The following is a 24,704-nucleotide window of genomic DNA, read 5'->3' as shown; positions in this document are numbered from 1 at the left end:
GCGCCATGACGACCCCCGCCGCCCCGAACAACCTGCACCGCGAGCTCGCCCCGATCACCCCCGAGGCCTGGGCCGAGATCGAGGAAGAGGCCCGCCGCACCTTCCGCCGCCTCGTCGCGGGCCGCCGGGTCGTCGACGTCCCCGACCCGGCGGGGCCGAAGCTCGCCGCCGCAGGCACCGGACACCTCGCCGACATCACATCGCCCGCCCCCGGCGTGACGGCGCGGCTGCGCGAGGCGAAGCCGCTGGTCGAACTGCGGGTGCCGTTCACCGTCAGCCGGGCCGCCGTGGACGACGTCGAGCGCGGTTCGAGCGACTCCGACTGGCAGCCCGTCAAGGACGCGGCACGCGCCATCGCGTTCGCGGAGGACCGCACGATCTTCGACGGATACGCGGCGGCGGGGGTCGAAGGGCTGCGCGAGCGGACGTCCAACCCGGTGCTCACCCTGCCCGGCGAGCCGCTCGACTACCCCGACGCGATCAGCCGGGCCCTTACGGCGCTGAGGCTGGCCGGAGTCGAAGGCCCCTACGCACTGCTGCTCGGCGCCGAGGAGTACCGAGAGGTCAGCGAGACCTCCGACCACGGCTACCCGATCGCGGCGCACCTGGGCCGGATCATGGGCAGCGATCCGATCTGGGCGCCCGCGCTGAGCGGCGCCTTCGTCCTGTCCACCCGCGGCGGCGACTTCGAACTGCTCCTGGGGCACGACCTGGCGATCGGCTACACGGCGCACGACGCGAGCGGCATCGAGCTGTACCTGCAGGAGACGCTCACCTTCCTGGCCTACACGGACGAGGCAGTCGTCGTCCTGAAGCACTGAGCGCGTGAAGCGCCTGCTGTCGCTCTCCGCGGTGCCCCGACTGGCCGGAGCGGCGGTCGTCGGGGCGGCGATCGGCGCGGTCGTCGGCGTACTGACCAGGGCGCCGCTCGGCGTACTCGCCGGAATCGCCGCGGCGCAGACGCTCTTCGTCGTGGCGGGCTGGATCGTGCTGTGGCCCATGGACGCCGCCACCACCCACCGCAACGTGCGGCGCGAGGAGTTCCGGCCGGTCACCGAGGAACTCGTCGTCGTCGGGGCCGCCCTGTGCGGCCTGATCGGCATCGTGGTGCTGCTCCTGCTCGGCGACTCGGGCATGGGCCACGCCGCGGCCGCGACGGCACTCGGCGGCGTCTTCATGGCCTGGGCGGCGCTCCACCTGATGTACGCCACCCGCTACGCGTACCTCTTCTACCTGGAGCCCACGGGCGGCATCGACTTCAACTCCGACGACCCGCCCGCGTACAGCGACTTCCTCTACTTCAGCTTCAACCTCGGCATGACCTACCAGGTCTCCGACACGGACGTCTCCAGCTCCACGATCCGCGCGGTGGTCCTACGGCATTGCCTGCTTTCCTACGTCTTCGGCGCCAGCATCCTGGCCACGACGATCAACCTCGTGGCCGGCATCGTCACGGGCTGAACCGGCGACGTACCGGTCCCGGCGGGTGGCTCCGCCGATGCCCGTCGCCGCCCCGCTGAGGGCGATGCACACGACACTCACCCCGATGACCAGGCTGACCGAGGCCACGCCGAATCCGGCGACCGCGGCCGTGACGGCGGCGGCGCCGAGCGGCCCGAGCGCGGAGTGGATGGTCCAGAAGGCCGCCGTGACCCGCCCGAGGAGGTGGCCCGGCGTCACCTCCTGGCGCAAGGACATCGAGCAGATCCCCGTGAACGCGGTGCAGAACAGGATGACGGCCGCGAGCGCGCCGAGCGTCGGCACGTTCTCCGACAGGCCCAGGCACGCGAGGGCGACGCCTGCCAGGGCGAAGCCTCCGATCCAACTGGCCCCGAACCCCAGGCGTCTGCGCACCCGGTCCACCGCGAAGGCCGCCAGGCAGGTGCCGACGGTCCCGGCCGTCAGGACGTAGCCGACCGTGCTGTCCGCGTGGCCGAGGTCCTCCTTGACCCGGAAGATGATGACGTCGGTCAGTCCGTAGGTGAGGAACGTCAGGAGCGACAGCAGCACCGTCAGGGGGCGCAGCACCGGATGCGCCCACAGGAAGCGGGCCCCGGCCAGGAACTCCCCGCGCACGCCTGCCCGTTGGCCCTGGTGCGGGTCGTCGTCGGGCGGCCGCGTCGCGCGGACGCGGACGAAGAGGATGCCGGCCGCGGAGACGGCGAACGTCACGGAGTCGATCCCGATGGCGGTGGCGGGTCCGAACGCGGAGGCGACGAAGCCCGCGAGCGTCGGCCCGCCCGCGCTCGCCACGGCGTACGTACCGAACAAGTGCCCGTTCGCCTTGGTGATCTGGCCGGGCTCGACGATGGCGGGCACCAACGTCACGTACGCCACCTGGAAGAGCATGGAGAAGGCCCCGGCGAGCGGAACCACCGAGTAGATCAGCCACATCGGCGCCGCGAAGAGCCAGACCAGCGGGATCACGGCGTACAGGAGACAGCGCGCCGCGTCGGCGACCATCAGGAGCCGACGCCGGTCCACCCGGTCGGCGATCACCCCGGCGAAGAGGCCGGTGGCGATCGAGGCGACACCGGTCAGCCCCGTGACCAGGCCCATCTGCACGATCGATCCCGTGCTGTGCAGGACGAGGAGCGGGATCGCGACGTACGAGAAGGAGTCGCCCAGGGCGGACAGGGTCTGGATGCCCAGAAAAATACGGTAGTTGGGGTTGGCCCATAAGCCGGGAGGCGGATCGGTCCGGTCTCCACCGTCTCCACCGGCATCCGATGCCGCGCCGTCGGACGCGTCGCGCGTGGACATGATCCGCCTCCCTCACGATGGCCGCAGCGATTAGACCACGGGCCGATCGTGTTGACGGGCGGTCAGTCCTCCGGGGTGCGGCGCTGTGCCTTGACGGTGTAGTTGGTGCGCGTGGAGGGCTGCCCTTCGGGGTCCGTCAGGGAGTGCTCATGGGTGTCGCAGACGAGTACGTCCCACTGGTCGGCCGCCAGCTCGAGAGAGGCCAGGACCTTTTGGGGGGTGGGGAAGTCCACGCCGGGGTGCGGTTCGGTCTCCCAGGCCGGGAAGCCCATGTGGCCGACGATCAGGAGGGTGCCGCCCGGCGCGACGGCCGCGGCGGCGCCCCGCAGGATCTGCTCGCGCGGCATCTCGTGCAGGGAGTGCAGGAACTGGGCGGCGACCAGGTCGTAGCTCCCGGCGGGGAAGGACGCGCCGAGGTCGTGGTGCTGCCAGTCGACCCGGTCGGCGACCTGCGCCTGGGCCGCGTGCTCGGCCGCGCGGCCCAGGGCGACGCGGGAGATGTCGGTGGCGGTGACGCGCCAGCCCTGCCGCGCGAGCCAGATCGCGTCGCCCCCCTCTCCGCAGCCCAGGTCCAGGGCGCTGCCCGGCGTCAGACCCTCGGTCTCGCGGACGAGTGCGGCATTGGGGTCGCCGCTCCACAGACGGCCGCTCTGGTTGTAGCGCTCGTCCCAGAACGCTTCGGCCGTGTCGGCGGCGGCCGAGGAGGCCGGGCCGGTGGGGGCGGTGTGGGTGTGGGTGTGCTGGTCGCTCATGTGGGCTCCTTCTGCTCTCTGGCAACCCTGCGCGCGGCCGTCGCGGCTTGACAAAGTTATTTGCCGCATCGGCAAATGGAGGGATGAGCGACGAGGCCGAACTCACGGATGTGCTGACCGCCGTCGGACCGCGGCTGCGGGCGCTGCGGAAGGCGCGGGGCGCCACCCTGGCCCGGCTGAGCGAGGAGACGGGCATCTCCCTGAGCACCCTCTCGCGCCTGGAGGCGGGGCAGCGCGAGCCGACCCTGAAGCTCCTGCTGCCCCTCGCCAAGGCGTACGGCGTCCCGCTCGACGAGCTGGTCGGTGCGCCCCAGACCGGCGACCCGCGCATCCACCCGAGGCCGTTCCTGCGCCACGGCAACACCTGGGTCCCCCTGACGCGGTACCTCGGCGGCATGCACGCCTACAAGCAGGTCATGCCGGTCGCCAAGAAGAGCAGCAGCAAGACCGCACGCCCCGAGCAGGGCATGCACGAGGGCTACGAGTGGCTCTACGTCCTCTCCGGCCGCCTGCTGCTCGCCCTGGGCGACCACGACCTCGTCCTCACGGCGGGCGAAGCCGCCGAGTTCGACACCCGCACACCCCACGGCTTCGCCAACGCCGGTGACATCCCCGTGGAGTTCCTCGCCCTGTTCGGGGCGCAGGGTGAGCGCATGCACGTACGGGTCAGGCCGGCCGGCGAAGGCAAAGGCGAGGGCGAGGGCGAGAGCGAGGGTGACGGGGCTTGAGCGGTCAGGCTGTGCGCAGCGCCGGGTCGCTGGTGCCGGCCTCGCCCGTCTCCACGTGTCCGGCGAACCTGCGCACGTAGGCGCTGTCGCTGTCGGACCGTACGCGTAGGTCGTACCAGCGCTTGCTGTGGCCGAGGTCGACCCAGCGGGTCTGCCGGCCGCCCGCCGCGACGGTCAGTTCGGTGCTCTTGCCGCCGTACGCGTTGGTGACGGTGAGGTGGCAGGCGGCCTCGGCGGGATTGGTGAAGGTGAGCTTGAGGCGGCCGGTGCTCTTGTCGTGGTGGCCGGTGACTTCCGGGCTCGCAGTCGCGGCGGTGCCCTCGTAGGTCCGCAGGTAGCCGCCTGGGCCGTGCACGGTCAGCTCGTACGCCCCGTCGGAGGGGCCGGTGCTCCAGGTGTCGGAGATCTTCTTGCCTGCCGCGGCGGTGTAGGTCCAGGGCCCGTCGTCGCGGTTGCCGGAGGTGACCAGGAAGCAGGCCCCGGTTTCGTCTCCGGGGGCGAAGGTGAGCTTGATGCTCCCGTCGGAGGGTTTGACGGCCGCGGTGACGAGGGGCGCGTAGGGGAGGGGCCGGGTGGGCCGCGCGCCCTTCTCCTGCTTGGGCAGGGCCGGTGCGGCCGGCGGTGAGTGGGTGTAGCTGTCGTGCCGTTCGCTGTCCGGCGGCTCGTAGGCGTCGGTGCTCGGCAGGGGCGCGGGCTTGGTGTGTTTGAGGCCGAAGTCGAAGGCCGACGTGAGGTCGCCGCAGATGGCGCGGCGCCAGGGGGAGATGTGCGGTTCGTGGACGCCGAAACGGCGCTCCATGAACTGGATGACGGAGGTGTGGTCGAAGACCTCGGAGCAGACGTAGCCGCCGGTCGACCACGGGGAGACGACGAGGGTGGGGACCCGCATGCCGAGCCCGTAGGGGCCCGCGCTGTAATCGCTGTCGCCGGGGAAGAAGTCGAGCTCGGTGTCGACGGTGGACGCGCCCCACGAGGAGTCGGCCGGGGGGTAGGGCGGCGGCACGTGGTCGAAGTAGCCGTCGTTCTCGTCGTAGGTGATGAAAAGGGCTGTCTTGCTCCACACCTCGGGGTTGGACGTCAGTGCGTCCAGGACCTGTGAGATGTACCAGGCGCCGTAATTCGCGGGCCAGTTGGGATGCTCGCAGAACGCTTCCGGAGCGGCGATCCAGGAAATCTTCGGGAGTTTGCCCGCCTTGACGTCCGCCCGGAGGTCATCGAGAAGATGGCCGCTCTCCTTGACGTTCGTCCCCTTGCATGCCTTCTCGTACAGAGCGTCGCCGGGACGGGCGTTGCGGAACTTGTTGAAGAACATCAGGGAGTTGTCGGCGTAGTTGCCGCGGTAGGCGTCCTCCAGACAGCCCCACAGTCCGTCCTCGGTGAGTCCGTCGCCGGTGTCCTGGTAGATCTTCCACGACACCCCGGCCTTCTCCAGACGCTCGGGATAAGTGGTCCAGTCGTAACCGGCCTCTTCGTTTCCGAGGACCGGTCCGCCGCCCTTGCCGTCATTGCCTGCGTGCCCGGAGTAGAGGTAATAGCGGTTGGGGTCGGTCGCGCCCATGAAGGACGAGTGGTACGAGTCGCAGACCGTGAAGGCGTCCGCGAGCGCGTAGTGGAACGGTATGTCTTCCCTGGTCAGGTGGGCCATGGTCCCGGAGGTCTTGGCCGCGATCCAGTCGTCGTACTTGCCCTTGTTCCACGCCTGATGACCGGTTTCCCAGTCATGGCTCAGCCCGGCGATGAACTGCATTCCCAGATCGTCGGCGTCCGGGTGGTAGGGCAGGACTTCCTCGCCGCCACCGGACTGGTGCCATACGGATTTGCCGCTCTCCAGCATCAACGGGCGGGGGTCGCCAAAACCCCGTACGCCGCCCAGCGTGCCGAAATAGTGGTCGAAGGAGCGGTTCTCCTGCATGAGCACCACGATGTGCTCGACGTCGTCGATCGATCCCGACCGTGCGGCGGCCGGGATGTCGGCGGCGCGCATGATGCTGGCGGACAGAGCCGCGACGCCTGCGGTGCCACCCGCGGCCTGGAGGAAGCGTCGGCGGTTGAATGCGGGCATGTAGCTGTACCTCTGAAACGTGGGGGATAGAGGGCCGGTCACCGTAGTCAGGCCCGCCCTTGAGACGTCAAATGGTGAGAAGAAAAGGTGAAGGAGCGGGGACATTTCATCTTCGGAAGCAACGGGGCGGGCCTCCGGGACGTCGGCCGGTCGATGCCGCCCGGTGGGTGAGACCCTTTGGCTGGCTCTTCGCGACAGCGGTTGAGTACCGAATGAGCACCGGACCGAAGGATCTGCACGCCATGCCAGAAGCAGTCGAAGCGCCCGTCATCCTGAGCAACGCGCCCGGTTCCTTCCCCCGGAGCGTGCTAGCCGAGCGGCATCCCGCGCTCATCAAGAAGGTGCGCGACGCCTTCCCCTACGGCCCGCGCCAGCATCGAGCCCTCGACGCCCTGCTGGCACAGGCCACTCAGGGAGTGATCGAACCGCTGGGCCCCGACGCGCACGACCGTCAGCTGTGGGAGGCCTGGGGGAGTGAGTACGTCGGCCTGTCCTGGTTCGACGTGCCCTTCCTGTGGTCCGAGAGCTACTTCTACCGTCAACTCCTCACGGCTGTCGGGTACTTCGAGGCAGGGCCCTGGCAGGGCATCGATCCGTTCCGCCCGTTCAAGCAGGCGGAGCTGCACACCGAAGAGGCCGACGAGGAGCTGGCCGCCCTCGATGGGCTGACCCTGCGGCCCCTCGGCGAGCAGCGTCAGGCCCTGCTCCTCGGTTCGCTGTGGGGCAACCGCGCGGACCTGGGTTTCGCCGTGGGCGGCGGCGCGGCCGGGGCCGCCGACTCGCGCCTCGTCGCCGACGACTCCGCGCTGCTGTGGTCCCTGCTGCCCGAGGGGGGCGCGGCCACGCTGTGCCTGGTCGCGGACAATGCCGGACGAGAGCTCCTGCCCGATCTCATCCTCGTCGACCACCTCCTGCGGCACCGGCGCGCCGAGCGGGTCGTGCTGCACGTCAAGCCCTACCCGTACTACGTCTCGGACGCCATGACCGCTGACGTCATCGACTGCCTGCGCCGCCTGACCGGCGCACGGGGCGCCGCGGCCGAGGTGGGTGAGCGCCTGTGGTCGGCCATGGGTACCGGCCGGCTCACCGTCCGCAGCCACACCTTCTCCTGCGCCCCGCTGCCGTACGCCGACATGCCCGACGACCTGCGCCAGGAGTTCGCCGGGGCCGACGTGACCGTCATGAAGGGCGACCTGAACTACCGGCGCCTTGTCGGCGATCGACTGTGGCCCGCCACCACGCCGTTCGAGGAGCGCACCGCGTACTTCCCCGGCCCGGTGGCCGCGCTGCGGACGCTGAAGTCCGACGTGATCGTCGGACTCGACGAGCGGACCGAGGCGGCCCTCGTCGCCGAGCACGGCCAGGGGTGGCGCACCAGCGGCACCCATGCCCTGATCCAGGCGCGGCGGTGATCTTCAGGAGCCTCAGGAGTCTCAGGAGGTGACTTAAGGCTTTGCCTTTCGCACTCGCGGTCGTTATCGTTTCAAACGGTCCTGTTGTCTCCGATAGAGGTGGACGTTGCGCATCTGAGGTTCGCGATCATCGCGCCGTACGGCCCTCGCCGTACGCCCGTCACGCCGCCGTCGGCCTTGCCGTGCCGCCCGTGACCCCGCGTGGATGCGACCTCGGTGCATGAGCCGTCCCTCGATCTTCCGGACCGCCGCACCTCCCTCTCGGTCGGTCGCCGCGTGGTGCTCGCATACGACGCTCCCTGCCCACCGCGCCTGCGACTGCGAGAGTCACCATGTCTGTACCCACCACGCCCAGCGCCTCCCTCACCTGTTCCGCCCTGTCGTTCCAGTGGCCTGACGGCACGAGCGTCTTCGACGGGCTCTCCGTCAGCATCGGACGCGGCCGCACCGGGCTCGTCGGCACCAACGGCGCGGGCAAGTCCACCCTGCTGCGGCTGCTCGCCGGTCAACTGCGCCCGTCCCAGGGCTCGGTGACCGTCGGCGGCAGCCTCGCCTACCTGTCGCAGAACATCACCCTCGACACGACCCTCCGCGTCGACCAGGGCCTCGGCATCGCCGAGCGGCGTGACGCGCTGCGCGCCATCGAGTCCGGAGACGTGCGCGAGCAGCACTTCGAGACGATCGGCGACGACTGGGACGTCGAGGAGCGAGCCCTGGCCACGCTGGGTTCACTCGGGCTCGGCGACGTCGAACTCGACCGCACCGTAGGCCAGTTGTCCGGCGGGGAGACCGTTCTGCTGCGCCTGGCCGCGCTGCTCCTGGAACGCCCGGACGTGCTGCTCCTCGACGAGCCGACCAACAACCTCGACCTGTTCGCGCGGCGCCGGCTCTACGAGGCCGTCGACTCCTGGCGCACCGGTGTCCTGGTCGTCGTCAGCCACGACCTCGACCTGCTCGAGCGCGTGGACCGCATCGCCGAACTGCGCGCCGGATCGGTGAACTGGTACGGCGGCGGCTGGTCCGCCTACGAGGAGGCCCTTGCCACCGAGCAGGAGGCGGCCGGGCGCATGCTGCGGGCAGCCGAGGCCGACGTACGACGCCAGAAGCGCGAACTGGAGGAGACCCAGGTCAAGGTGGCCCGGCGCCAGCGGCACAGCAAGAAGATGGACGCCCAGCGGCGCGCCCCGCGCATCGTCGCGGGCGAGAAGAAGCGCTCCGCGCAGGAGTCGGGGGACAAGCTCCGGGGCCTGCACGAGGACCGGCTCAGCGAGGCGCGCGAGCGGCGCGAGGAGGCCGCGGACGCGATCCGCAACGACGCCGAGATCCGCGTCAGCCTTCCGCACACGGCGGTGCCCGCGGGCCGTACGGTGCTCACCTTGCGCGAACTGAGCCCCCAGTACGGCACGTTGCGGGAAGGCAGCCTGGAGGTGCGGGGGCCCGAACGGATCGCCCTCGTCGGGCGCAACGGTGCGGGCAAGACGACGCTCCTTCGCACCCTCACCGGGGATCTTGCACCGCTGTCCGGCGAGGTCAGGACGCTTGTGCCGGTGCGGTTCCTGCCGCAGCGCCTGGACGTCCTCGACGACGACCTGAGCGTCGCGGCGAACGTCTCACGGCTGGCTCCCGGGCTCACCGACAATCACATCCGCTCCCAGCTCGCGCGCTTCCTGTTCAAGGGCGCGCGCGCCGAACAGCCGGCGGGCACACTCTCGGGCGGCGAGCGCTTCCGTGCCGCGCTCGCGGCGATGATGCTCGCGGCCCCGGCTCCTCAGCTCCTGATGCTGGACGAGCCGACCAACAACCTCGACCTGGCCAGCGTGCGCCAACTGACCGGTGCGCTCGAGTCGTACGAGGGAGCGCTCCTGATCGCCAGCCACGACCTGACCTTCCTGGAGTCGGTCGGCATCACGCGCTGGGTGCTCGTGACGGACGAGCTCCAGGAGACCACCGCGGAAGAGGTCCGCGACCTCCTCGCGGCACCGCAGGGGGACTGACGGCGCCCTCAGCGGCTGGAGCGAGTGACGGCTTCGAAGACCAGCGGGAGGTTCAGGTGCCGTGCCACCAGGACGAGGTGGGCCCGCTCCTCTTCCTCGGGGACCCTGCCGCCGGGCATGGCCTTCAGGCGCGCGTCGTCCGGCAGCGGCGGGCGGCCCTGACCGCGCGCGTGGGCCGCGTGCAGCACGACGGCGGCGGCCTGCGCCGCGACGAGGTCGAAGTCGCGGGGCAGGTCGGACTCCTGGTCGGCCAGACCGGCCACGGCCTGGGCCGGTGCCCCGCTCCACCACGGGCTCAGGACGCGCTCGCCCTCGCGGATCTCGGCCAGCCTGCGGAGCAGTTCCACCCGCCAGTTCCGCCACCAGAACAGCGGCTGCGGGGCGAGGACGAGCTGTCCGTTGTCCTCGCCGAGCCGTGTCGCCACCTTCCACAGCTGTTCCATCGTCCGGCAGTCGCGGCGCTCCGCGCGCCGGGAGCTGAACACCAGCCGGGCCAGCGCGAAACTGGCGGCCACGCCGCTGGCGATGGTGGCGAGCCACGCCGCCTCGGCAAGGAAGTCGAGACGGTGCGTGCCCGTGGCGGCGGCCGAGATCACCGCGGTGAGGGTCAGGGCGATGTTGACGATGTCCAGGGCGACGGCGGTCGCGAACGCCTTGAGGCTCTTCTGCAGCGCCAGGTCGAGGTCGGGGCGCCCCGGCATGACGACTCCACGGCACTGCTGCATGGTGACCAACGCGGTGGCGACGATGCCGGCCGAGTAGACGACCTGGAAGGCGACGACCTGCCAGATGTCGGCGTAGGCCGCGGAGTAGCGGAGAGGGCGGGCGGGGCCCTGCACGTCGGCCCAGGCGTAGAGGACGGCCATGAGGATGACCGCGGTGCCGTACACCGGTGCCCAGGTCGCGATCGTGCGTCGCAGGGCGGCCCGCTCCTTGCGTGCCGGGTGCCACAGCTGAGTCATCAGGTGGGCGTGGCCGAGGCACAGCAGGGTGGCCGAGTTGACGACGAGCGCCGGAAGGTTGGCGGAGCCCGCGGCCGCTCCCACCGCCCGGTAGACGGCGGGCGTGCAGAGCAGGAAGATCACGCCGCAGTGGATCAGGACCGAGGCCGTCAGCTTGAGGGTGAGGTCAGGATTGCCCCGAGCCGCGTGGGCCTTGGCGCACCCCAGGACGAGGGCGAAGGCGGCGATCGCGAGGTTGACCGTGGTGAGGATCAGGTGCCACATCAGTGGAACCGCCGGTTGGCGAAGGCGGAAGTGAGCGACCCCGCGCCCTTCTTCCCGGTCAGCTGCAGCGCGGCGACCGTCCCGAACGCCTCCGCGCGCCACTCCGCCTTGCGCTCGAACGTCGTACGGAAGAAGACGGGACCGCTCAGGACTTCGTCCACCAACCCTGGTGGCAGCGAGGACAGTTCGCTCTCCAGGGCGTCGGAGCCCTGGAAGTGGTGCCCGCTGACGCAGTCGTCCTTCTCGCCCTCGAGCAGGTGGAAGAGCTCGTGGCCCAGGATGAAACGCTGGTGATGCGGGCTGGTGTTGGTGGTGATGACGATGCGGTCCCCGTCCTTCCCCGGCAGGCACATGCCCGTCGCCTGCGGGCTCAGGGAGCGCTGGACGATCTCGATGGGGCGGCCCCGCTTCTTCCCGACGGCCTCGACCAGGTCCATGAGGCCGGCGTCGGGCGCCAGCCGGAGTTCCTTGTAGATGAGGCGAGCGGCGCGACGCTCTTCCATGCTCCAGGCAAGGCGTTTGCGCAGGGCCGTCGAGACCCGTCCGGGGATCAGGCGGCCGGGGCCGGTGCGGTGCTCGGGCTCGGGGGTGCCGATGGAATGCATGGGGTCAGCCCTCCCGACGTTCACGCTCCCCGTTCGTGACAGGCTGTGTCCGATGGCCTGCGCCGGGACACTATCAGCCCACCTTTGTCACCTCGTCCCGGCCGGGGCTCGGTTCCTCAGCAGGACCGGCAGCGTGCGGGCCGCGTTGGACGAGTACGAGGCCACCGGCACCGGCTCGCCGACGAGTTCGACGTCGAACCGGCCGTGCAGGGCCCGAAGAGCGGTCGTGCCCATCATCTTCGCCAGCGGAGCCCCGATGCAGTAGTGGATGCCGTGGGAGAACCCGAGGTGGGAGGCGGCGGCCTGCCGGAGGATGTCGAACTCCTCTGCTGTCGGGCCGAATTGACGGGGATCGCGCCCGGTGGCCGCCACATGGATCACCACGGCCTCGCCCGTCTTGATCCGGGTGCCCGAGAGGGTCACGTCCTTGGCGGCGTAGTAGAACATCACCGTGCGGACCGGACTGTCGCGGCGCAGCGTCTCTTCCACGACCGCAGGCCATGCGTCCGACTCGCGTGCCAGGGCGAGCTGTCCGGGGTGGCCGGCCAGATTCACCACCGCGTTTCCGATGAGGTTGGCGGTGGTCTCGTGCCCCGCGAAGAGGAACAGGAGCAGAGTCTGCGTCAACTCCGTCTCGCTGAGGCTGCCTTGCCCGTCTCCGTGGGCGGAGATCAGCGCCGATGTCAGATCGTCGCCGGGCGCTGCGGTCTTCTCCGCGATCAGCTCACCGATCACGGAGACGAGTCCGGCCTTCGCCGCCGGCGCCTCATCGGCGCGACTCTCGTCGTGCAGCGCCGCGAAGTTGTCGGCCAGCTGCTCGCGCTTGTCCAGGTCGAGCCCGAACAGGCTGCAGATGATGGCCATGGGCAGCGGGAGGGCGAAGGCCTCCCGCAGGTCGACCGGGCCGGGCACGGCCGCCAGGTCGCCGATCAGACCCCCGACGATCTCCTCGACGCGCGGCCGCAGCGCCTCGATCCGGCGCGGTGTGAACGCCTTGCCCACCAGCTTGCGCAGCCGGGTGTGGTCGTCGCCGTCCGCGTTCAGCATGCCGGAGAGCGTGATCAGCTCCAGCAAGGGCCAGCTGTCCGGCACGTCGCCGTCGGCGTACGCCTGCCAATGCGCCGGGTTCTTGCGGAAGTCCGGGTGGGTGAGGATCTCGCGCGCGGTGGCATGGTCCCCGGTGGCCCACACCTCCACGTCGCCGGTGAGCCGGACCCGCACCACGGGGCCCTGGTCCCGGAGGCCGCGCCCCTCGGCCACGACGAGGTCGCGCGGGTCGAGCAAGGTCACTTGAGGTGGCGTCAGATCAAGCACGAGAGGGAACCTCCGAGGCTGGGACCGAGCGGGCGGTCGGGGCGAATCGGACGGGCAGGGCCTCCAGGGCGCGCACGATGACGGACGGGCGCCATGTCAGGGAAGCGCCGTCGGCGAGGCGGACATCGGGCAGTCGCTGCAGCAGGCAGTCGACCGCCGTCACCGCGATCGCCTCCGCCAGGTCGGGGAAGGGGCACTCGTGTTCCCCCGCGCCGTACGGGAGGTTGGCCTCGCTGTGGGCGGCCATCGCGGCACGTTCGGCGTCCGACCCCATGCACGGGTCCTGATTGACGGCGGCCAGGTCGAGCACGAGCATGTCGCCCGCCGCGATGTCCTGCTCGCCCAGGCGGCTGTCCCGCGTCGCCCAGCGGCCGATGACGCGCTGGAGCGGAGGCTGCTCCCACAGCGTGGCCCGCATGGCACCCTCGATGTCGGCGAGGCCGTGGTTCACGTCGTCGCGCATCTTGGCGCTGTTGACCTGCCGCTCAAGGCCGTTCGAGATCCAGTTGCCCATGGCGCCCATGGCCGAGGCCAGCGTGAGCCACACCTGTTCGCGGATCTCTTCGTTGCTGCGGGCGATCTCCTCCGCGCTCCGGGCGTTGCCCTCCTCGATGAGCCAGGCGATCGCGTCGGCACCGAGCTCGCGCCGCCGGTGGGCGATGTGGCCCTCGATGACGTTCATGATCTGCTCGTTGGCCTGCAGCGCCTTGTCCCCGCCGTCGAGAAGGGCGGGCAGGGCCGTCACCAGCTGTAGCGCCGCCTGCTCCGAGAACCCGAAGATCCGCATCAGGACCATGAGGGGCAGCTGCGCGGCGTAGTGGGCGACGAGGTCCGCGCTCCCGGTCTCACAGAACTGGTCGATCAGGCGGTTCGCGCGGTCGCGGGTGTAGCGGCGCACGGTCCCCGGCCGGGTCCGGCCGAGACTGCGGGTGAGGGCCCCGCGCAGCCGTGTGTGTTCCTCGCCCGTGGCGAACAGGGCGTTGGGGCGTTCCTGCGTGTGCAGCGCCAGCGACCAGTCGGCGGGGACCGTGCCGCGCGGCTGCCAGTGCCGCGGACTCCGGCTGTAGAGGACCCCCTCGCGCATCACCCGCTTCGTCTCCCCGAAGCCGATGACCAGCCAGCCGAACACGCCGTCCAGGGTGACGGGGACGACGGGGCCGTGCTCGGCCCGCATCCTGCGGTACATCTCCCGCGGGTCAGGGTGGGCGTCGATGTCCGCCAGTGGCAGCGCCGCCTGGTGAGCGGGGCAGCCGACGGGAGGTAAGAGAGTGCTGGCACCAGCGGGAAAATCAGGATATGAAGTCATGACACCGATTTCGTTGTCAACAATTGGGAAATTCCGCAGCGTGCGTCTGGCATGAACGGCCGGGCTGCGGCCCTGATCTGGTCTGTGATCTTCCAGCACCCCGCGACGGGGTGTCAACGATCGGGGAAGTACGCAGAGCTGGGTGGCTGGTCAGTGGCTATCCTCAGAACAGCCCATCGTGTCCCGTGGCCCTTGGAGACCTACAGGTGAACGCAGACGCCGACCCCAGAGGCGGCGACATCGACCGCCTGCTGGCCGGTACCCACCCGGACGTCCGTCGGGAAGAGGCGCCCCGGGAGTACCTCCTTCGATTTGCCATCGACCGCTTCCTGGTCGATGTCGACGCCTACGCGGGCCGGTTGGGGAAGACGCGGGGGGATCTGCTGCCTCCCGAGCACGTCTCCTACATGACGGGGATCGCCGCCGAGCGCGCCCAGGCGCTGCTGGACGGGGCGCCTCTCACGGAGGAGGAGCCGGCGGAGGTCAAGGAGCGGGAAGGCTTCCGCCTGGCCCTGCTGCTGCCGCGGTTGAGCTTCCTCAGGGCCACGCGACTCAACCCGGCGACCCAGAAGCCGTACAAGGACGCCGACATCGCCGCCCGGACCGGCATCACGCGGCAGACGGTCTGGAACATCTTCAACGGCGAGCGCAAGCCGCGGCACGACATGGTCGGCACTCTGGAGAACTTCTTCCACGCTCCCCTCGGGTTCTGCTTCCGCAGCGAGGGCGAGGCCTTGGTCGAGCACTTGAAGCGCATGGTCAACGAGGATCTGCCGAAGCTGGCAACGAAGGTGGCCCTCAAGCGACTTGGGGCCGACAGCCTCGCCCTGCGCAGTACCGGCGAGGTCGACGTGCTGCGGGACATCCTCCCCGCCCTCGACACCCTCGCGCTTCAGGAGCGCGCGCGACGGGCGACGCCGGAATCACGGGGCGAGTAGTCGACCGCCCCCCCTTGAGTGCCCCAATTGTTGACAGGCCGTCGGGCCATACACAAAGATCTACGTGACCCCAGGCTCGGTCGACCATCCGAACTCGGGGGTGCTTCGGTTCACCCCCGTGACTCCGCGGCCGCCCGCACCCCACCGGGCCCCGCCGAGCACCGCCGAGGTGCTGATCGTCAATCCTTGAGGAGCACATCCGTCATGGCCCTCCAGCCAGTCGCGCCCGCTGCCCTTGGGACCGCATCGCACCCGGACCGTGTGGCGGTGGTCGTGGCTCCCTACGGTGATGACGGCGCGTACGCCGGCGAGTTCACCGCGCGCGGCTGGCCGTGCGTGGCGGTCGAACTGGCCCCCGAGACGCTCCCGCCGGAGCTCGCGGGCTCCACCGTCAGCGGGGAGTACCGCGGCCGGATCGTGCACACCGGATCCCTGCGCGAGACCGTCAAGTTACTGGCGCCCCACCAGGTGGGCGCGGTGGTCGCAGGGAGCTCCCTGGGGATCGACCTCGCCGACCAACTGGCCGAGCGGCTGCGGAGCACGGGCAACGACCCCTCCAGCTCGCCGCTGCGCCACGACATCGGGCTCCAGGCCGAGACGCTGGCGGCCGCCGGCGTGGCGGCCCCGCGCGGCATCCGCACGGCGAGCCTGGCCACCGCGCTCGACTGGGCCGCCTTCTACGACCTGCCGGAGTACGTCGTCGCAGCAGCCGATACGGCGCTCGAGGCTCCCATCCGGCGGTGCCGGTCGGGCTACGACCTCGCCGTGGCCTGGCGCGCGATGCGCCGGACCGCCCACCAGCAGGGCCTCGACCCGCACTTGGTCCTCCAGGAGCATCTGTCCGGCGCCGTCTACCACCTCGACACCGTCACCGGAGGCGGCCCCTTCGGCGCGGTGCAGCACCGCGTCACCCGCGTCTGGGCCGAGACCCGGACCCCCTCCGGACTGCACGACCGGTCGGACCTGGTCGACCCGCGCGGTCACGCGCCCCGCGTCCTGACTCTCTACATGCAGCGGGTCCTTGACATCCTCGGGGTGACCACGGGCGTACTCCGCAGCCGACTCGTGGTCGTGCACGGGCAGGGACCGGTCCTGGTGCGCGCCGAGTCCGGGCCGCCGATGGACGCCGCCGACCGCGTCCTGCGCGAGCTGACCGGGAGCAACCTCGTGCAGGACGCGGTACAGGCCGTGCTCCCCGAGGGCCCCCGGGCCGCGACACGTCCCTCGCCCCGGCCGCACGTCGCGCGCGTGTCCCTGATCGCTCCGCAGGACGGAGCGCTCGACGAGGAGTTGCTGCGTACGATCACGACGCTCCCCACCGTCCGGCAGGCCGTGGGCGACCTGCGCCCCGGCGCCAGGGTGCGACGCACCGTGGCCAGGACCAGCTCCCCGGGCGAGCTGGTCCTGGCCGCCGACAGCCGCAAGGACGTCGACAGAGACCACCGGGCGATCAGGTCCGCCGAGCGCAGAGGCCTCTACCGAGGAACGGCTGCCTGACCCGCGCCCACCGCTGCTGCCGTACGCGGAGCACCCCAACTTCCGCCCCCCCCACGCCCCCCCACACGTGCCGGGAACAGCCCGGCCATCGACCAGGAGGTCACCTTGTTCCACCGCAACACCGCACTGCGCCTCGCCGTTCCGACCGCCGCGCTCGCCCTGGCCCTGACGGCCTGTGGCGGCGGCGACTCGAAGTCGGAGGGCTCCGATGACAAGCCCAAGGACGGCGCCGCCAACTCCCAGCCCAAGGAGGAGAAGCTGGCCGCCGGCGCGAGCACCACGGGGAAGGTGGAGGAGGACGGGGCCGCCGTCACCTACGACGTCGCCGCCCAGAAGGTCGACCTGGGCACGGCAGCCGACGCCAAGAAGCTGGTCCAGGATCCCGAGGACGCCAAGGGCCTGGTCCCCGCGGTCGCCCACATCAAGTTCACGCACAAGGGCGGTGCCCCGCTCACCGACACCCCCGACGTCGCGGACACCACGGAGGTCTGGGCGGACGGCACCCGCGGCGGACTGCTCATCGGCGCGGCGGAGGACGCGCAGGGCTGCGAGGACCCGCTGGACCTCGAGGGCTGGAAGAAGGGTGAGAGTCACGTCCTGTGCGAGACCTACCTGGTTCCCGAGTCCGCGAAGAACCTGGAAGTGCACTGGGCGGAGAAGGACGACGCCAAGCCCGCCATCTGGAGCCTGCCCGCCGAGTGAGGCGAGCGCGGGCCACGGCGCACGGCGCCGTGGCCCGCCCGGCAGCAGCTGCCCAGTGCCATCCGGTCAGTCGTGCAGGGCCACCAGGACGACGGCGGCCGATACGGCGCCGAGTGCCACGGCGGCGATGCCGTGGGAGAGGCGGTGGGTGCGCGGGACGGGCAGGAAGTGGTCGACGGCGTACCTGCCGGGTCCTGCCAGCGCCAGGCTCACGGCCGCCGTGAGCAGCACCAGGTCGTACTCGATGCCGGCGGGGTTGAAGAAGCCGTTGCCCCACTTCATGGCGATGGCGTTGAGCATGATGCCGACGATGCCCGCCCCGGCGAGCGGTGTGAGCAGGCCGATGGCCAGACCCAGGCCGCAGAACGTCTCGGTGAGGCCGGCGACCGTGGCCATGGCCTTCGGGGCGGAGTAGCCGTCGCTCGCGAAGAACCCCGCGGTGCTGTCGAGGCCGGCGCCGTTGAACCAGCCGAACAGCTTCTGGCTGCCGTGGACGGCCATGGTCAGGCCGACGGCGCAGCGCAGCAGCAGGAGGCCGATGTCCATGCCGGACTGCGAGGAAGCGAGCGGGGAACCGGAGCCGCCCGGAGCCGCGGTGTGCGTGCCGGTGGAATTGGTGGAACTGGTGGAAGAGGGAAAGGGCATGCGAATCTCTCCAGTTGATCGATGCGATGCGATGCGTTGCGATCGCTGTGATCGGTGAATGTGGTGTGGCGGTGCCGATCGGTCTCGCCGGCGTGAGTGCGGGTGGAGAGATCCCGTCTACGTTCTGATGACCTGGGTTCTGTAGAGGTCGACGGACGTCGCGTCCGGGGGCGAGGCTCCGGGCAGCGCGGGCACGTCGTCCCGTGGCTCGTACGACGCGGGTGCCGCCCCGAAGGCGGGTGAGGTGGTCCGCTCGGGAGCGGGCAACGCCTCACGGGGAGTCCTGTTCTGGCCCTCGTGACAGCCGCGGCCGCCGACTCGGTCTTCGGTGGCCGACGAGGTGGCCGACGCGGTGACCGACGCGAGGGCGGTGCCCGACGGCCCGTCGACCCCGAGCAAGGGGATGAGGAAGAGGAAGGCCATGGCCAGGAGGACAGTGCACACCGCACTGCCCTGAGGCCGCCTCTCCCGTATCGCCATGTCCGACTGATGGTAGGCCAGGGTCGGCGGCGGGCGCAGGAGGAGATTGAGGCACCTGACATGACACCCGCCGCGAACCGCATGGCCCTTCCGCCGCTCCTGCATGCAGGGCGGGTCGGGAGTCAGCGCCGAGCACACGTCATGTCGTGGGCGGGAAGGTCTCCCGTGCGCAGATAGTCGTTGACCGCGCGGTCGGCGCAGGGGACAGGGCGGTGGCCTTCGAGGGCGCGCCCGTAGACACCGTGGGAGCGGATGTCCGCGGTGACAAGGCGTGAGCCGGTGAGCTTGCGGTGCAGGGCCAGGGCTCCGTCGTAGGGGACGTTGTTGTCGTGTCGGGCCTGAAGCATCAGGACGGGTACGTCGTTGGCGATCTCCGTGCCCGGTTCGCGGGGCTCGGCGGCCCAGAACGCACACGGGGCGATCATGCCGTTGACGTACGGTCCGAACACGGGCTGGGTGGTGCGGCTGCGCACACTGTTCTTCCAGTACGTCTCCGGATCCTTCGGCCAACCGCCCGCGGGCCAGCCGCCGTCGCCGCACATGAAGAGCGCCCCGCCCACCATGCTGTCCGCGAGATCGGGCGAGGCGAGGAGCTCCAGCATGGCCGCGAGCTCGGGGCCGGGCTCGACCGGCTTGCCCGCCGCCGCGTCGACCAGGTCCCGCACGATCGCGGCCAGCACGGGATCGTTCTCCGCGTGCTGGATGGGCTGCTTCAACAGCAGCCGCAGGACAGGGGCGTTGAGACGCTGACCGCCGACGCCGATCGGATGACGCTCGGCCTGCGCGAGCAAGTGCTCGACACGCAGGCGGACTTGGGAGGCCGTGCGGCCGAGGCGGTAGGTGCCGTGGTGCCGGGCGGTCCAGGCGGCCCACTCGTCCAGTGCTTCCTCGGCCGGTTCGCCTGCGCTCTGGAACAGTTCGTACTGCGTGGCCGACGGGTCCGTCGAGGAGTCGATGACCATGCGGTCGGTGCGCCGGGGGAACATCTGGGTGTAGACGGCGCCCAGATCGGCGCCGTAGGAGATGCCGTAGTAGGAGAGTTTCCGCTCGCCCATGGCGGCTCGGATCACGTCCATGTCCCGGGCCACATTGCGGGAGGACGCGTGCGGCAGCAGTTGCGCGTTGTCGCCGTGTTCCTGGCAGCGCAGCGCTGTCTTCCGCGCGTCCCGCACCGATGCGTCGAAGTCCGCACGGGGTGAGGTCGACGGTGCGGGCGGGGTCGGCGGTCCGGCCGGTGCGCAGGTGAGCGGGGAGCTCTCGCCGAGGAACCGCGGGTCGAATCCGATGAGGTCGTAGCCGTCGGCCACCTGCTTCAACGCGGGCCGCAGCGCCAGGGTGTTGGCAAGGCCGCTGCCGCCGGGGCCACCGGGGTTGGAGAGCAGGATGCCGCGCCGGTGGGACGTGGACTTGGCCTTGATGCGCGAGACCGCGATCTGGAGGGTGCGGCCGCGGGGAGCGGAGTAGTCGAGGGGAACGGTCACCTTCGCGCACTGCGCCCCAGCGGCGTTCAGCTCCGTCTGCGCCTTCGAGCAGGGGCCCCAGGTGAGTCGCTGGCGCTCGTAGGCCGACATGGGGTGAGTCAGGTGAGGGGCCTTGGCCGGGGTGGCCGCCGAAGGCAGGGCTCCGGCGAGCAGCCCGGCCAGGCTCAGACCGACCACGAGTGAGGGTGTGACGCCGCGCATCGTGCTCCTTGGGTTCGACCGGCTCAGGAGGCAAGCCGGCCCGAGAACAAATGGACGGAACTGACGCTAGAAGCAGGGGCGGTGACTGAACATCAGGTCACCTGGTCGATGGATACGGGGGCTGGCCCCCGCCCCGTCCGTAGCGTCCGGGCGTCGTGCCCACATGGCGTGTGAAGTGCCGGTTCAGATGGGCCTGGTCGTGGAATCCGACGGCGGTCGCGACCTCGGCGGGGCGTTGGCCGCCGAGCAGGAGGCGGCGCGCCCGGTCGATGCGCTTGCCGGTGAGGTAGGCATGCGGCGGCAGGCCGTAGGTCTGTCTGAAGCAGCGGATCAGGTGGGTGGGGTGCGCGTGCAGGACGGCGGCTGCCTGCTCCAGCGAGAGACCGGCGGGCATCCGGGAGTCGAGGAGCTCACGCAGTGCGGTCGCGAGCCGGTTGGCCTCCAGGCCCGGTGTGCGGGGCCGCAGCGCGTCGAGGTGGACGTGGAGGCGTTCGCGGACGAAGGACAGGCGCGACTCGGCTTCGAACTCGTCTCCCATGTGCCCGAGGGAAGCGTGCAGTTGGTGGATCCGATGGCGCAGCAAGGGGTCGTCGAGGACGGGACCCTCCACCGCGCGACCGGCCAGCCGCTGGGGGAGCACGGAGTCGTCGAGGTAGAGCACGCGTTTCCGGAAGCCCGCCGCGGTGACCGTCCGCCCGTCGTGCGGCACGCCCGGAGGAAGCAACAGAACGCTGGCCGTGCCGGTCGCGTCATGACGGCGGCGGTCGAGCGCGAAGTCGACCGCCCCGTCGTCGAGGATCATCAGGTCCCACGTGTCGTGGGTGTGGGCCGGATACGCGTGGTCGGTGAAGTGCGCGTGGAAGACCTCGGCGATCCCCGGGACCGACGGCCGCCAAGCGCTGACCGACGTACGGGACCCTGACGTGTGCGGGCTTGACGTGCGGGGTCGCTCTCCGGTCATGCCAGGAACGTACAAGACCGGCGGAGTCCGGGCGCGGCAGGCTCATGGCATCAGCCGGACAGCCGGAGGACTCGAGAGGCCGAGGAGTCCTCCGGCCGCCGGCCATGAGGAAGGAATGCCGCATGTCCAGGAAGTCCGTACCCGTCAACATCGCCGAAAAGCTCGCGGGGTTCAGCGAGTTGTGGTCGCAGAAGACGGTGGCCGTGCTCAACGACTACGAGGTCAAGCTGGCCAAACTGCACGGGGAGTTCGTCTGGCACAGCCACGAGGACACCGATGAACTGTTCCTGGTGGTCAGCGGGCGGCTGACCATCCAGCTCAGGGGTGGCGATGTGGTCCTGGATCCGGGGGAGTTGTTCGTGGTTCCCCACGGGGTCGAGCACTGCCCGGTGGCGGACGAGGAGACCGCCATCCTGCTCTTCGAGCCGGCGGGGACGATGAACACCGGTGACGCCGGAGGGCCGATGACCAAGGCGGCCGAGCCCGTCTCCTCGTGAGGGCCAGTACGTGCCGACTTCGACTCGGGCTCCGATGTCGGCGCCGTCGAGTTGCGTCTCAGCGGAATGCGGTGATGTTCCGGGAGACCCAGTCGTTGAAGGGGCGCGGGGCGCGGCCGAGGACGCGTTCCACGTCCGGGCTGATCCGCAGTTCGGCCGGGATCGGCGCGGCGATGATGTCCAGGGTGTCGTCGGCGAGTTCCGCCGGTACGAAGCGGGTCATCGCGGCCTTGGCGTCGTCTCGGGTGAGTTCGTGGAACCGCACCGGCGAGCCGAGCGCGGCGGCGATCACCTCTGCCTGCTGACGTGGCGTGATCACCTCCGGCCCGGTCAGCTCGTACACCCCGCCGGTGTGCCGGTCGTCCACCAGGCAGGCCGCCGCGACCTCGGCGATGTCGGCCGGGTCGATGACCGGCACCCCCACGTCACCGAAGGGCGCGGCGACCGTCCTCTGCGTGCGGACGGACTCCGCCCAGCCCAAGGCGTTGGAGGCGAAGCCGCCCGGACGCAGGACGGCCCAGTCCAGACCCGATTCCCGCAACGCGTCCTCCACCGCGCGCATCGCGACCCGGGACGGGCCGAGCGGTCTGGTCGCCACGCCCTGCGAGGACAGTAGGACGACCCGGCGGACCCCACTGGCCGCTGCCAGGCCGATGATGTCGGCCGGCCTGGCTTCGGGAGCGTGCAGGTCGCCGGAGAGCAGGAGGAACAGCGCCTTCGCCCCGTCCAACGCGGGCTTGAGGCCAGCCGGCTCAGCCAGGTCGGCCGTCACATGACGGACGCCGTCCGGCATCGCCACCGCGCGCCGCGACACCGCTGTCACCTGCTCGCCCGCCTCGGTCAGGGCCTGCGTCAAAGGCATGCCCACATTTCCGGTAGCCCCGGTCACCACGATCATGTTCAGCTCCAAATCCGTTGTTCACTACGGAAAGTGACGCTAGGAGCCGGGGCTTACTTTTCGTAAGAACGTACCCAGAGGTAAGCTCCGGACATGAGGGAAGGCGCGCAGCTGAGGCAGGCCGAGACGGGCAACCGCTATGACGTGTTTCACACCGACTGCCCCGCGCGCGACGTGGTCGACCATGTGACCAGCAAGTGGGGCGTCTGGGTGCTGATCTCCTTGCGGAGCAACGACCTTCGGTTCTACGAGCTGCGCGACAGCATCCAGGGCATCAGCGAGAAGATGCTCGCTCAGACCCTGCGCGGACTGGTCAAGGACGGCCTGGTCCGGCGGGAGGTCGAGCCGACGACGCCACCCCAAGTCACGTACGGTCTCACCGAGTTCGGTCAGGACGTCGGCGAGCCACTGAAGGACTTGTTCGACCGGATCACTCAGCGGATGTCACTGCCCGGCGCGTGACCCGCTGAACTCCCCGCGAGGACGGGGTAGTCCACATACCCCTCCCCGCCGCCCCCGTACATGCCGCTCGCGCGCTGCGGGTTGAGCGGGGCGTCGTCGGCGATGCGCCGGGGCAGATCGGGGTTGGCCAGGAAGAGCCGGCCGAAGGAGTAGACGTCGGCGAGCCCTGCGCGCAGCGCCTGCTCGGCCTGTTCCCGGCTGCCGGGCTCAGGCCCGTCGTAGGTGGCCACCAAGGTGCCGTTCCAGCGGGGGCGCAGGTCTTCCAGGGCGGCGTACTTTCCGGACTGCACCACGTGCAGGTACGCCAGGTCCCTTCCGTTCAGCGCGTCGAGCAGGCGGTGGTAGCGCGAGGCCGGGTCGGTCTCGACGGTGTCCAGGAGCGGATTGCCGGGGGAGACGCGCAGGGCGGTGCGGTCCGCTCCGATCGCGGCGGCGACCGCTTCGACCACCTCGATCACGAACCGGACGTGGTCGCCGTATCCGTCGGTGCGCAGGTTGGCGTTGTCGGACAGGAACTGGGCGAGGAGGTAGCCGTAGGCGCCGCTGATCTCGACCCCGTCGAAGCCGGCGTCGATCGCGTTGCGGGCGGCCGAGGCGTGGGCCTCGACGGTCTCGGTGACCTCGGCCGTGGTCAGTGCGCGCGGGACGACGTAATCCTGTGGTCCGGAGGCGGTGTAGATCTGGCCGTGGCCGGGTGAGACGGCCACGGCGGAAGGTGCGACCGGCTGCTCACCGCCGAGGATGTCGGGGTGGCTGACGCGTCCCACGTGCCACAGCTGGGCGAAGACACGGCCTCCGGCGTCGTGCACGGCCCGCGTCACCCGGCGCCAGCCCTCGACGTGGGCCTGTTCGGTCAGACCGGGGACACCGGGGCCGCCCTTGCCGAGACGGTGCGGCCAGATCCCCTCGCTGACGATGAGCCCGGCGGTGGCGCGCTGTGCGTAGTACTCGGCCATGAGCGGGGTGGGGACCCCGGTGGCGTCGTCCGCGCGGGCACGGGTCATCGCGGCCATGGCCGTCCGGTTGGGCAGGTGGAGGGCGGGTCCGCGGTACGGCTCGAGCAGGGGCGAGTTCACGGTTCTCCTTCACGGCAGTATGTGCATGCACCTACAACAGATGCAGGCGCATGCAAATACTAATGAGTCGGCCGCCGGTCTGTCACCAGGGAGGGGTGAGGAGGTCGAAAGGTCGAAAGGTCGAAAGGGGGAGCGGCGCGGATGCGAGGGTCAGGCAGACGTACGCAGGCTCTGGGTCAGAGTGGCGAGCGCCGGATCGGTGGCGGATGCCGCCTCGTCCAGCGCCTCGCTCAGGGCGGCCTCGTAGATCGGCTGTGCCTGGGCCTGCCGGTCGCGTCCGGCTTCGGTGATCCCGAGGAAGACTCCGCGCCGGTCGCCGGGGCAGTGGCAGCGCTCGGCCAGTTCGGCGCGCTCCAGGCGGCCTGCGAGGCGGGACGCCGAGCTCTGGTCGAGGCCGACCGCGTCGGCGAGCTCCTGCATCCGCAGCTCGCCCTCGGGGGCGCTCGTCAGGTGGCTGAGCGTGCGGTACTCACGCAGGCCCAGTGCGCAGCGGCGGTGCAGAACCTCGGTCAGGTGCTGCTCGACGCGGCTGTGCAGCGTCACCAGGTGGGTCCAGCGTTCAGAGTCACCGTGGGTCATGTCTCAACTCCGCGTCTCGGCTCAACGGACCCATGATAGATGCACGTACAGCCCTTGCGTGTGCATGGAATGTGCGGCGACGAGGAGCTCCCCGTGCACCGGACCGCGGTGCCGCCGGGCGTGGT

The 24,704-nt window shown here is 70.6% G+C and carries 24 protein-coding genes; 10 read left to right on the top strand and 14 right to left on the bottom strand.

What is annotated here, in order from left to right; translation table 11 throughout:
• Positions 1-5: 5 nt before the first annotated feature.
• Both ABZ833_RS02375 and ABZ833_RS02370 read left to right on the top strand, forming a co-directional pair.
• Positions 6-821 carry a family 1 encapsulin nanocompartment shell protein gene (locus ABZ833_RS02375; protein ID WP_361039908.1) on the top strand — a complete coding sequence of 272 codons (816 nt, stop codon included), beginning with the start codon at positions 6-8 and terminating at the stop codon, positions 819-821.
• A 4-nt stretch (positions 822-825) separates the two neighbouring features.
• Entirely contained in the window at positions 826-1,461 is a 636-nt protein-coding gene (locus ABZ833_RS02370) for a DUF1345 domain-containing protein (RefSeq protein ID WP_361039905.1), read from the top strand.
• On the opposite strand, the gene ABZ833_RS02365 is transcribed toward ABZ833_RS02370, so the two are convergent.
• Positions 1,375-2,763 carry an MFS transporter gene (locus tag ABZ833_RS02365; protein WP_361039903.1) on the bottom strand — a complete coding sequence of 463 codons (1,389 nt, stop codon included), beginning with the start codon at positions 2,761-2,763 and terminating at the stop codon, positions 1,375-1,377. The two genes, ABZ833_RS02370 and ABZ833_RS02365, sit on opposite strands and share 87 nt — an antisense overlap.
• A 62-nt stretch (positions 2,764-2,825) precedes the next feature.
• Positions 2,826-3,515 (bottom strand): class I SAM-dependent methyltransferase, encoded by a 690-nt coding sequence (locus ABZ833_RS02360; protein WP_361039901.1) that lies wholly within the window; start codon positions 3,513-3,515, stop codon positions 2,826-2,828.
• A gap of 83 nt (positions 3,516-3,598) precedes the next feature.
• Between ABZ833_RS02360 and ABZ833_RS02355 the strand changes: the two genes are divergently transcribed.
• Positions 3,599-4,243, top strand: coding sequence for a helix-turn-helix domain-containing protein (locus tag ABZ833_RS02355; protein WP_361039898.1), 645 nt, complete (start codon positions 3,599-3,601; stop codon positions 4,241-4,243).
• A gap of 4 nt (positions 4,244-4,247) precedes the next feature.
• Here ABZ833_RS02355 and ABZ833_RS02350 read toward each other — a convergent pair whose 3' ends face one another.
• Positions 4,248-6,305, bottom strand: coding sequence for a phosphocholine-specific phospholipase C (locus ABZ833_RS02350; protein WP_361039896.1), 2,058 nt, complete (start codon positions 6,303-6,305; stop codon positions 4,248-4,250).
• A 242-nt stretch (positions 6,306-6,547) separates the two neighbouring features.
• Here ABZ833_RS02350 and ABZ833_RS02345 point away from each other — a divergent pair, with 242 nt between their 5' ends.
• On the top strand, positions 6,548-7,717 hold the full coding sequence (locus ABZ833_RS02345; protein ID WP_361039894.1) for a damage-control phosphatase ARMT1 family protein: 1,170 nt from the start codon (positions 6,548-6,550) through the stop codon (positions 7,715-7,717).
• 332 nt (positions 7,718-8,049) lie between these two features.
• Entirely contained in the window at positions 8,050-9,711 is a 1,662-nt protein-coding gene (locus ABZ833_RS02340) for an ABC-F family ATP-binding cassette domain-containing protein (protein WP_361039891.1), read from the top strand.
• A gap of 8 nt (positions 9,712-9,719) precedes the next feature.
• Here the strand turns inward: ABZ833_RS02340 and ABZ833_RS02335 are convergent, their stop codons facing one another.
• The 4 genes from ABZ833_RS02335 to ABZ833_RS02320 all read right to left on the bottom strand — a co-directional run bounded on the left by ABZ833_RS02335 (position 9,720) and on the right by ABZ833_RS02320 (position 14,042).
• Complete coding sequence (locus ABZ833_RS02335; protein ID WP_361039889.1) at positions 9,720-10,937, bottom strand: DUF6545 domain-containing protein; 1,218 nt, start codon at positions 10,935-10,937, stop codon at positions 9,720-9,722.
• A complete protein-coding gene (locus tag ABZ833_RS02330; RefSeq protein ID WP_361039887.1) occupies positions 10,937-11,542 on the bottom strand; it encodes a hypothetical protein in 606 nt (201 codons plus the stop codon). The genes ABZ833_RS02335 and ABZ833_RS02330 overlap by 1 nt, the downstream gene beginning before the upstream one ends.
• 87 nt (positions 11,543-11,629) lie before the next feature.
• A complete protein-coding gene (locus tag ABZ833_RS02325) occupies positions 11,630-12,856 on the bottom strand; it encodes a cytochrome P450 (RefSeq protein WP_361039885.1) in 1,227 nt (408 codons plus the stop codon).
• Positions 12,849-14,042 (bottom strand): hypothetical protein, encoded by a 1,194-nt coding sequence (locus ABZ833_RS02320; RefSeq protein WP_361039882.1) that lies wholly within the window; start codon positions 14,040-14,042, stop codon positions 12,849-12,851. The genes ABZ833_RS02325 and ABZ833_RS02320 overlap by 8 nt, the downstream gene beginning before the upstream one ends.
• A 326-nt stretch (positions 14,043-14,368) precedes the next feature.
• On the opposite strand from ABZ833_RS02320, the gene ABZ833_RS02315 reads away from it, so the two are divergent.
• The 3 genes from ABZ833_RS02315 to ABZ833_RS02305 all read left to right on the top strand — a co-directional run bounded on the left by ABZ833_RS02315 (position 14,369) and on the right by ABZ833_RS02305 (position 17,299).
• A complete protein-coding gene (locus ABZ833_RS02315; protein WP_361039879.1) occupies positions 14,369-15,100 on the top strand; it encodes a helix-turn-helix transcriptional regulator in 732 nt (243 codons plus the stop codon).
• A gap of 204 nt (positions 15,101-15,304) precedes the next feature.
• A complete protein-coding gene (locus ABZ833_RS02310) occupies positions 15,305-16,597 on the top strand; it encodes a hypothetical protein (RefSeq protein WP_361039877.1) in 1,293 nt (430 codons plus the stop codon).
• A 105-nt stretch (positions 16,598-16,702) separates the two neighbouring features.
• The gene (locus tag ABZ833_RS02305) at positions 16,703-17,299 is read left to right on the top strand and encodes a hypothetical protein (RefSeq protein WP_361039874.1); all 597 of its coding nucleotides are present in this window, start codon (positions 16,703-16,705) and stop codon (positions 17,297-17,299) included.
• A gap of 66 nt (positions 17,300-17,365) precedes the next feature.
• Here ABZ833_RS02305 and ABZ833_RS02300 read toward each other — a convergent pair whose 3' ends face one another.
• From ABZ833_RS02300 to ABZ833_RS02285, 4 genes are all read right to left on the bottom strand, one after another.
• A complete protein-coding gene (locus tag ABZ833_RS02300; RefSeq protein WP_361039871.1) occupies positions 17,366-17,944 on the bottom strand; it encodes a DoxX family protein in 579 nt (192 codons plus the stop codon).
• A gap of 117 nt (positions 17,945-18,061) precedes the next feature.
• A complete protein-coding gene (locus ABZ833_RS02295; RefSeq protein WP_361039869.1) occupies positions 18,062-18,367 on the bottom strand; it encodes a hypothetical protein in 306 nt (101 codons plus the stop codon).
• 179 nt (positions 18,368-18,546) lie between these two features.
• Entirely contained in the window at positions 18,547-20,106 is a 1,560-nt protein-coding gene (locus tag ABZ833_RS02290; protein WP_361039866.1) for an alpha/beta hydrolase, read from the bottom strand.
• Between the two features lie 97 nt (positions 20,107-20,203).
• Entirely contained in the window at positions 20,204-21,067 is an 864-nt protein-coding gene (locus tag ABZ833_RS02285; RefSeq protein WP_361039865.1) for an AraC family transcriptional regulator, read from the bottom strand.
• 122 nt (positions 21,068-21,189) lie between these two features.
• Here ABZ833_RS02285 and ABZ833_RS02280 point away from each other — a divergent pair, with 122 nt between their 5' ends.
• A complete protein-coding gene (locus ABZ833_RS02280) occupies positions 21,190-21,564 on the top strand; it encodes a cupin domain-containing protein (protein ID WP_361039863.1) in 375 nt (124 codons plus the stop codon).
• 58 nt (positions 21,565-21,622) lie between these two features.
• Here ABZ833_RS02280 and ABZ833_RS02275 read toward each other — a convergent pair whose 3' ends face one another.
• A complete protein-coding gene (locus ABZ833_RS02275) occupies positions 21,623-22,462 on the bottom strand; it encodes an NAD(P)H-binding protein (RefSeq protein ID WP_361039861.1) in 840 nt (279 codons plus the stop codon).
• Between the two features lie 93 nt (positions 22,463-22,555).
• Between ABZ833_RS02275 and ABZ833_RS02270 the strand changes: the two genes are divergently transcribed.
• Positions 22,556-22,924 carry a helix-turn-helix domain-containing protein gene (locus tag ABZ833_RS02270; protein WP_361039859.1) on the top strand — a complete coding sequence of 123 codons (369 nt, stop codon included), beginning with the start codon at positions 22,556-22,558 and terminating at the stop codon, positions 22,922-22,924.
• Here ABZ833_RS02270 and ABZ833_RS02265 read toward each other — a convergent pair.
• Both ABZ833_RS02265 and ABZ833_RS02260 read right to left on the bottom strand, forming a co-directional pair.
• A complete protein-coding gene (locus ABZ833_RS02265) occupies positions 22,897-24,000 on the bottom strand; it encodes an alkene reductase (RefSeq protein ID WP_361039856.1) in 1,104 nt (367 codons plus the stop codon). The two genes, ABZ833_RS02270 and ABZ833_RS02265, sit on opposite strands and share 28 nt — an antisense overlap.
• Positions 24,001-24,150: 150 nt before the next feature.
• Complete coding sequence (locus ABZ833_RS02260; protein WP_361039853.1) at positions 24,151-24,579, bottom strand: MarR family transcriptional regulator; 429 nt, start codon at positions 24,577-24,579, stop codon at positions 24,151-24,153.
• Between the last annotated feature and the right edge of the window lie 125 nt (positions 24,580-24,704).

Source organism: Streptomyces sp. NPDC047525 (assembly GCF_040643025.1).
Lineage (GTDB): Bacteria > Actinomycetota > Actinomycetes > Streptomycetales > Streptomycetaceae > Streptomyces > Streptomyces durmitorensis.
The sequence above is the reverse complement of the archived record's forward strand: the minus strand, read 5'-3'. Positions and strand labels throughout refer to the sequence as shown.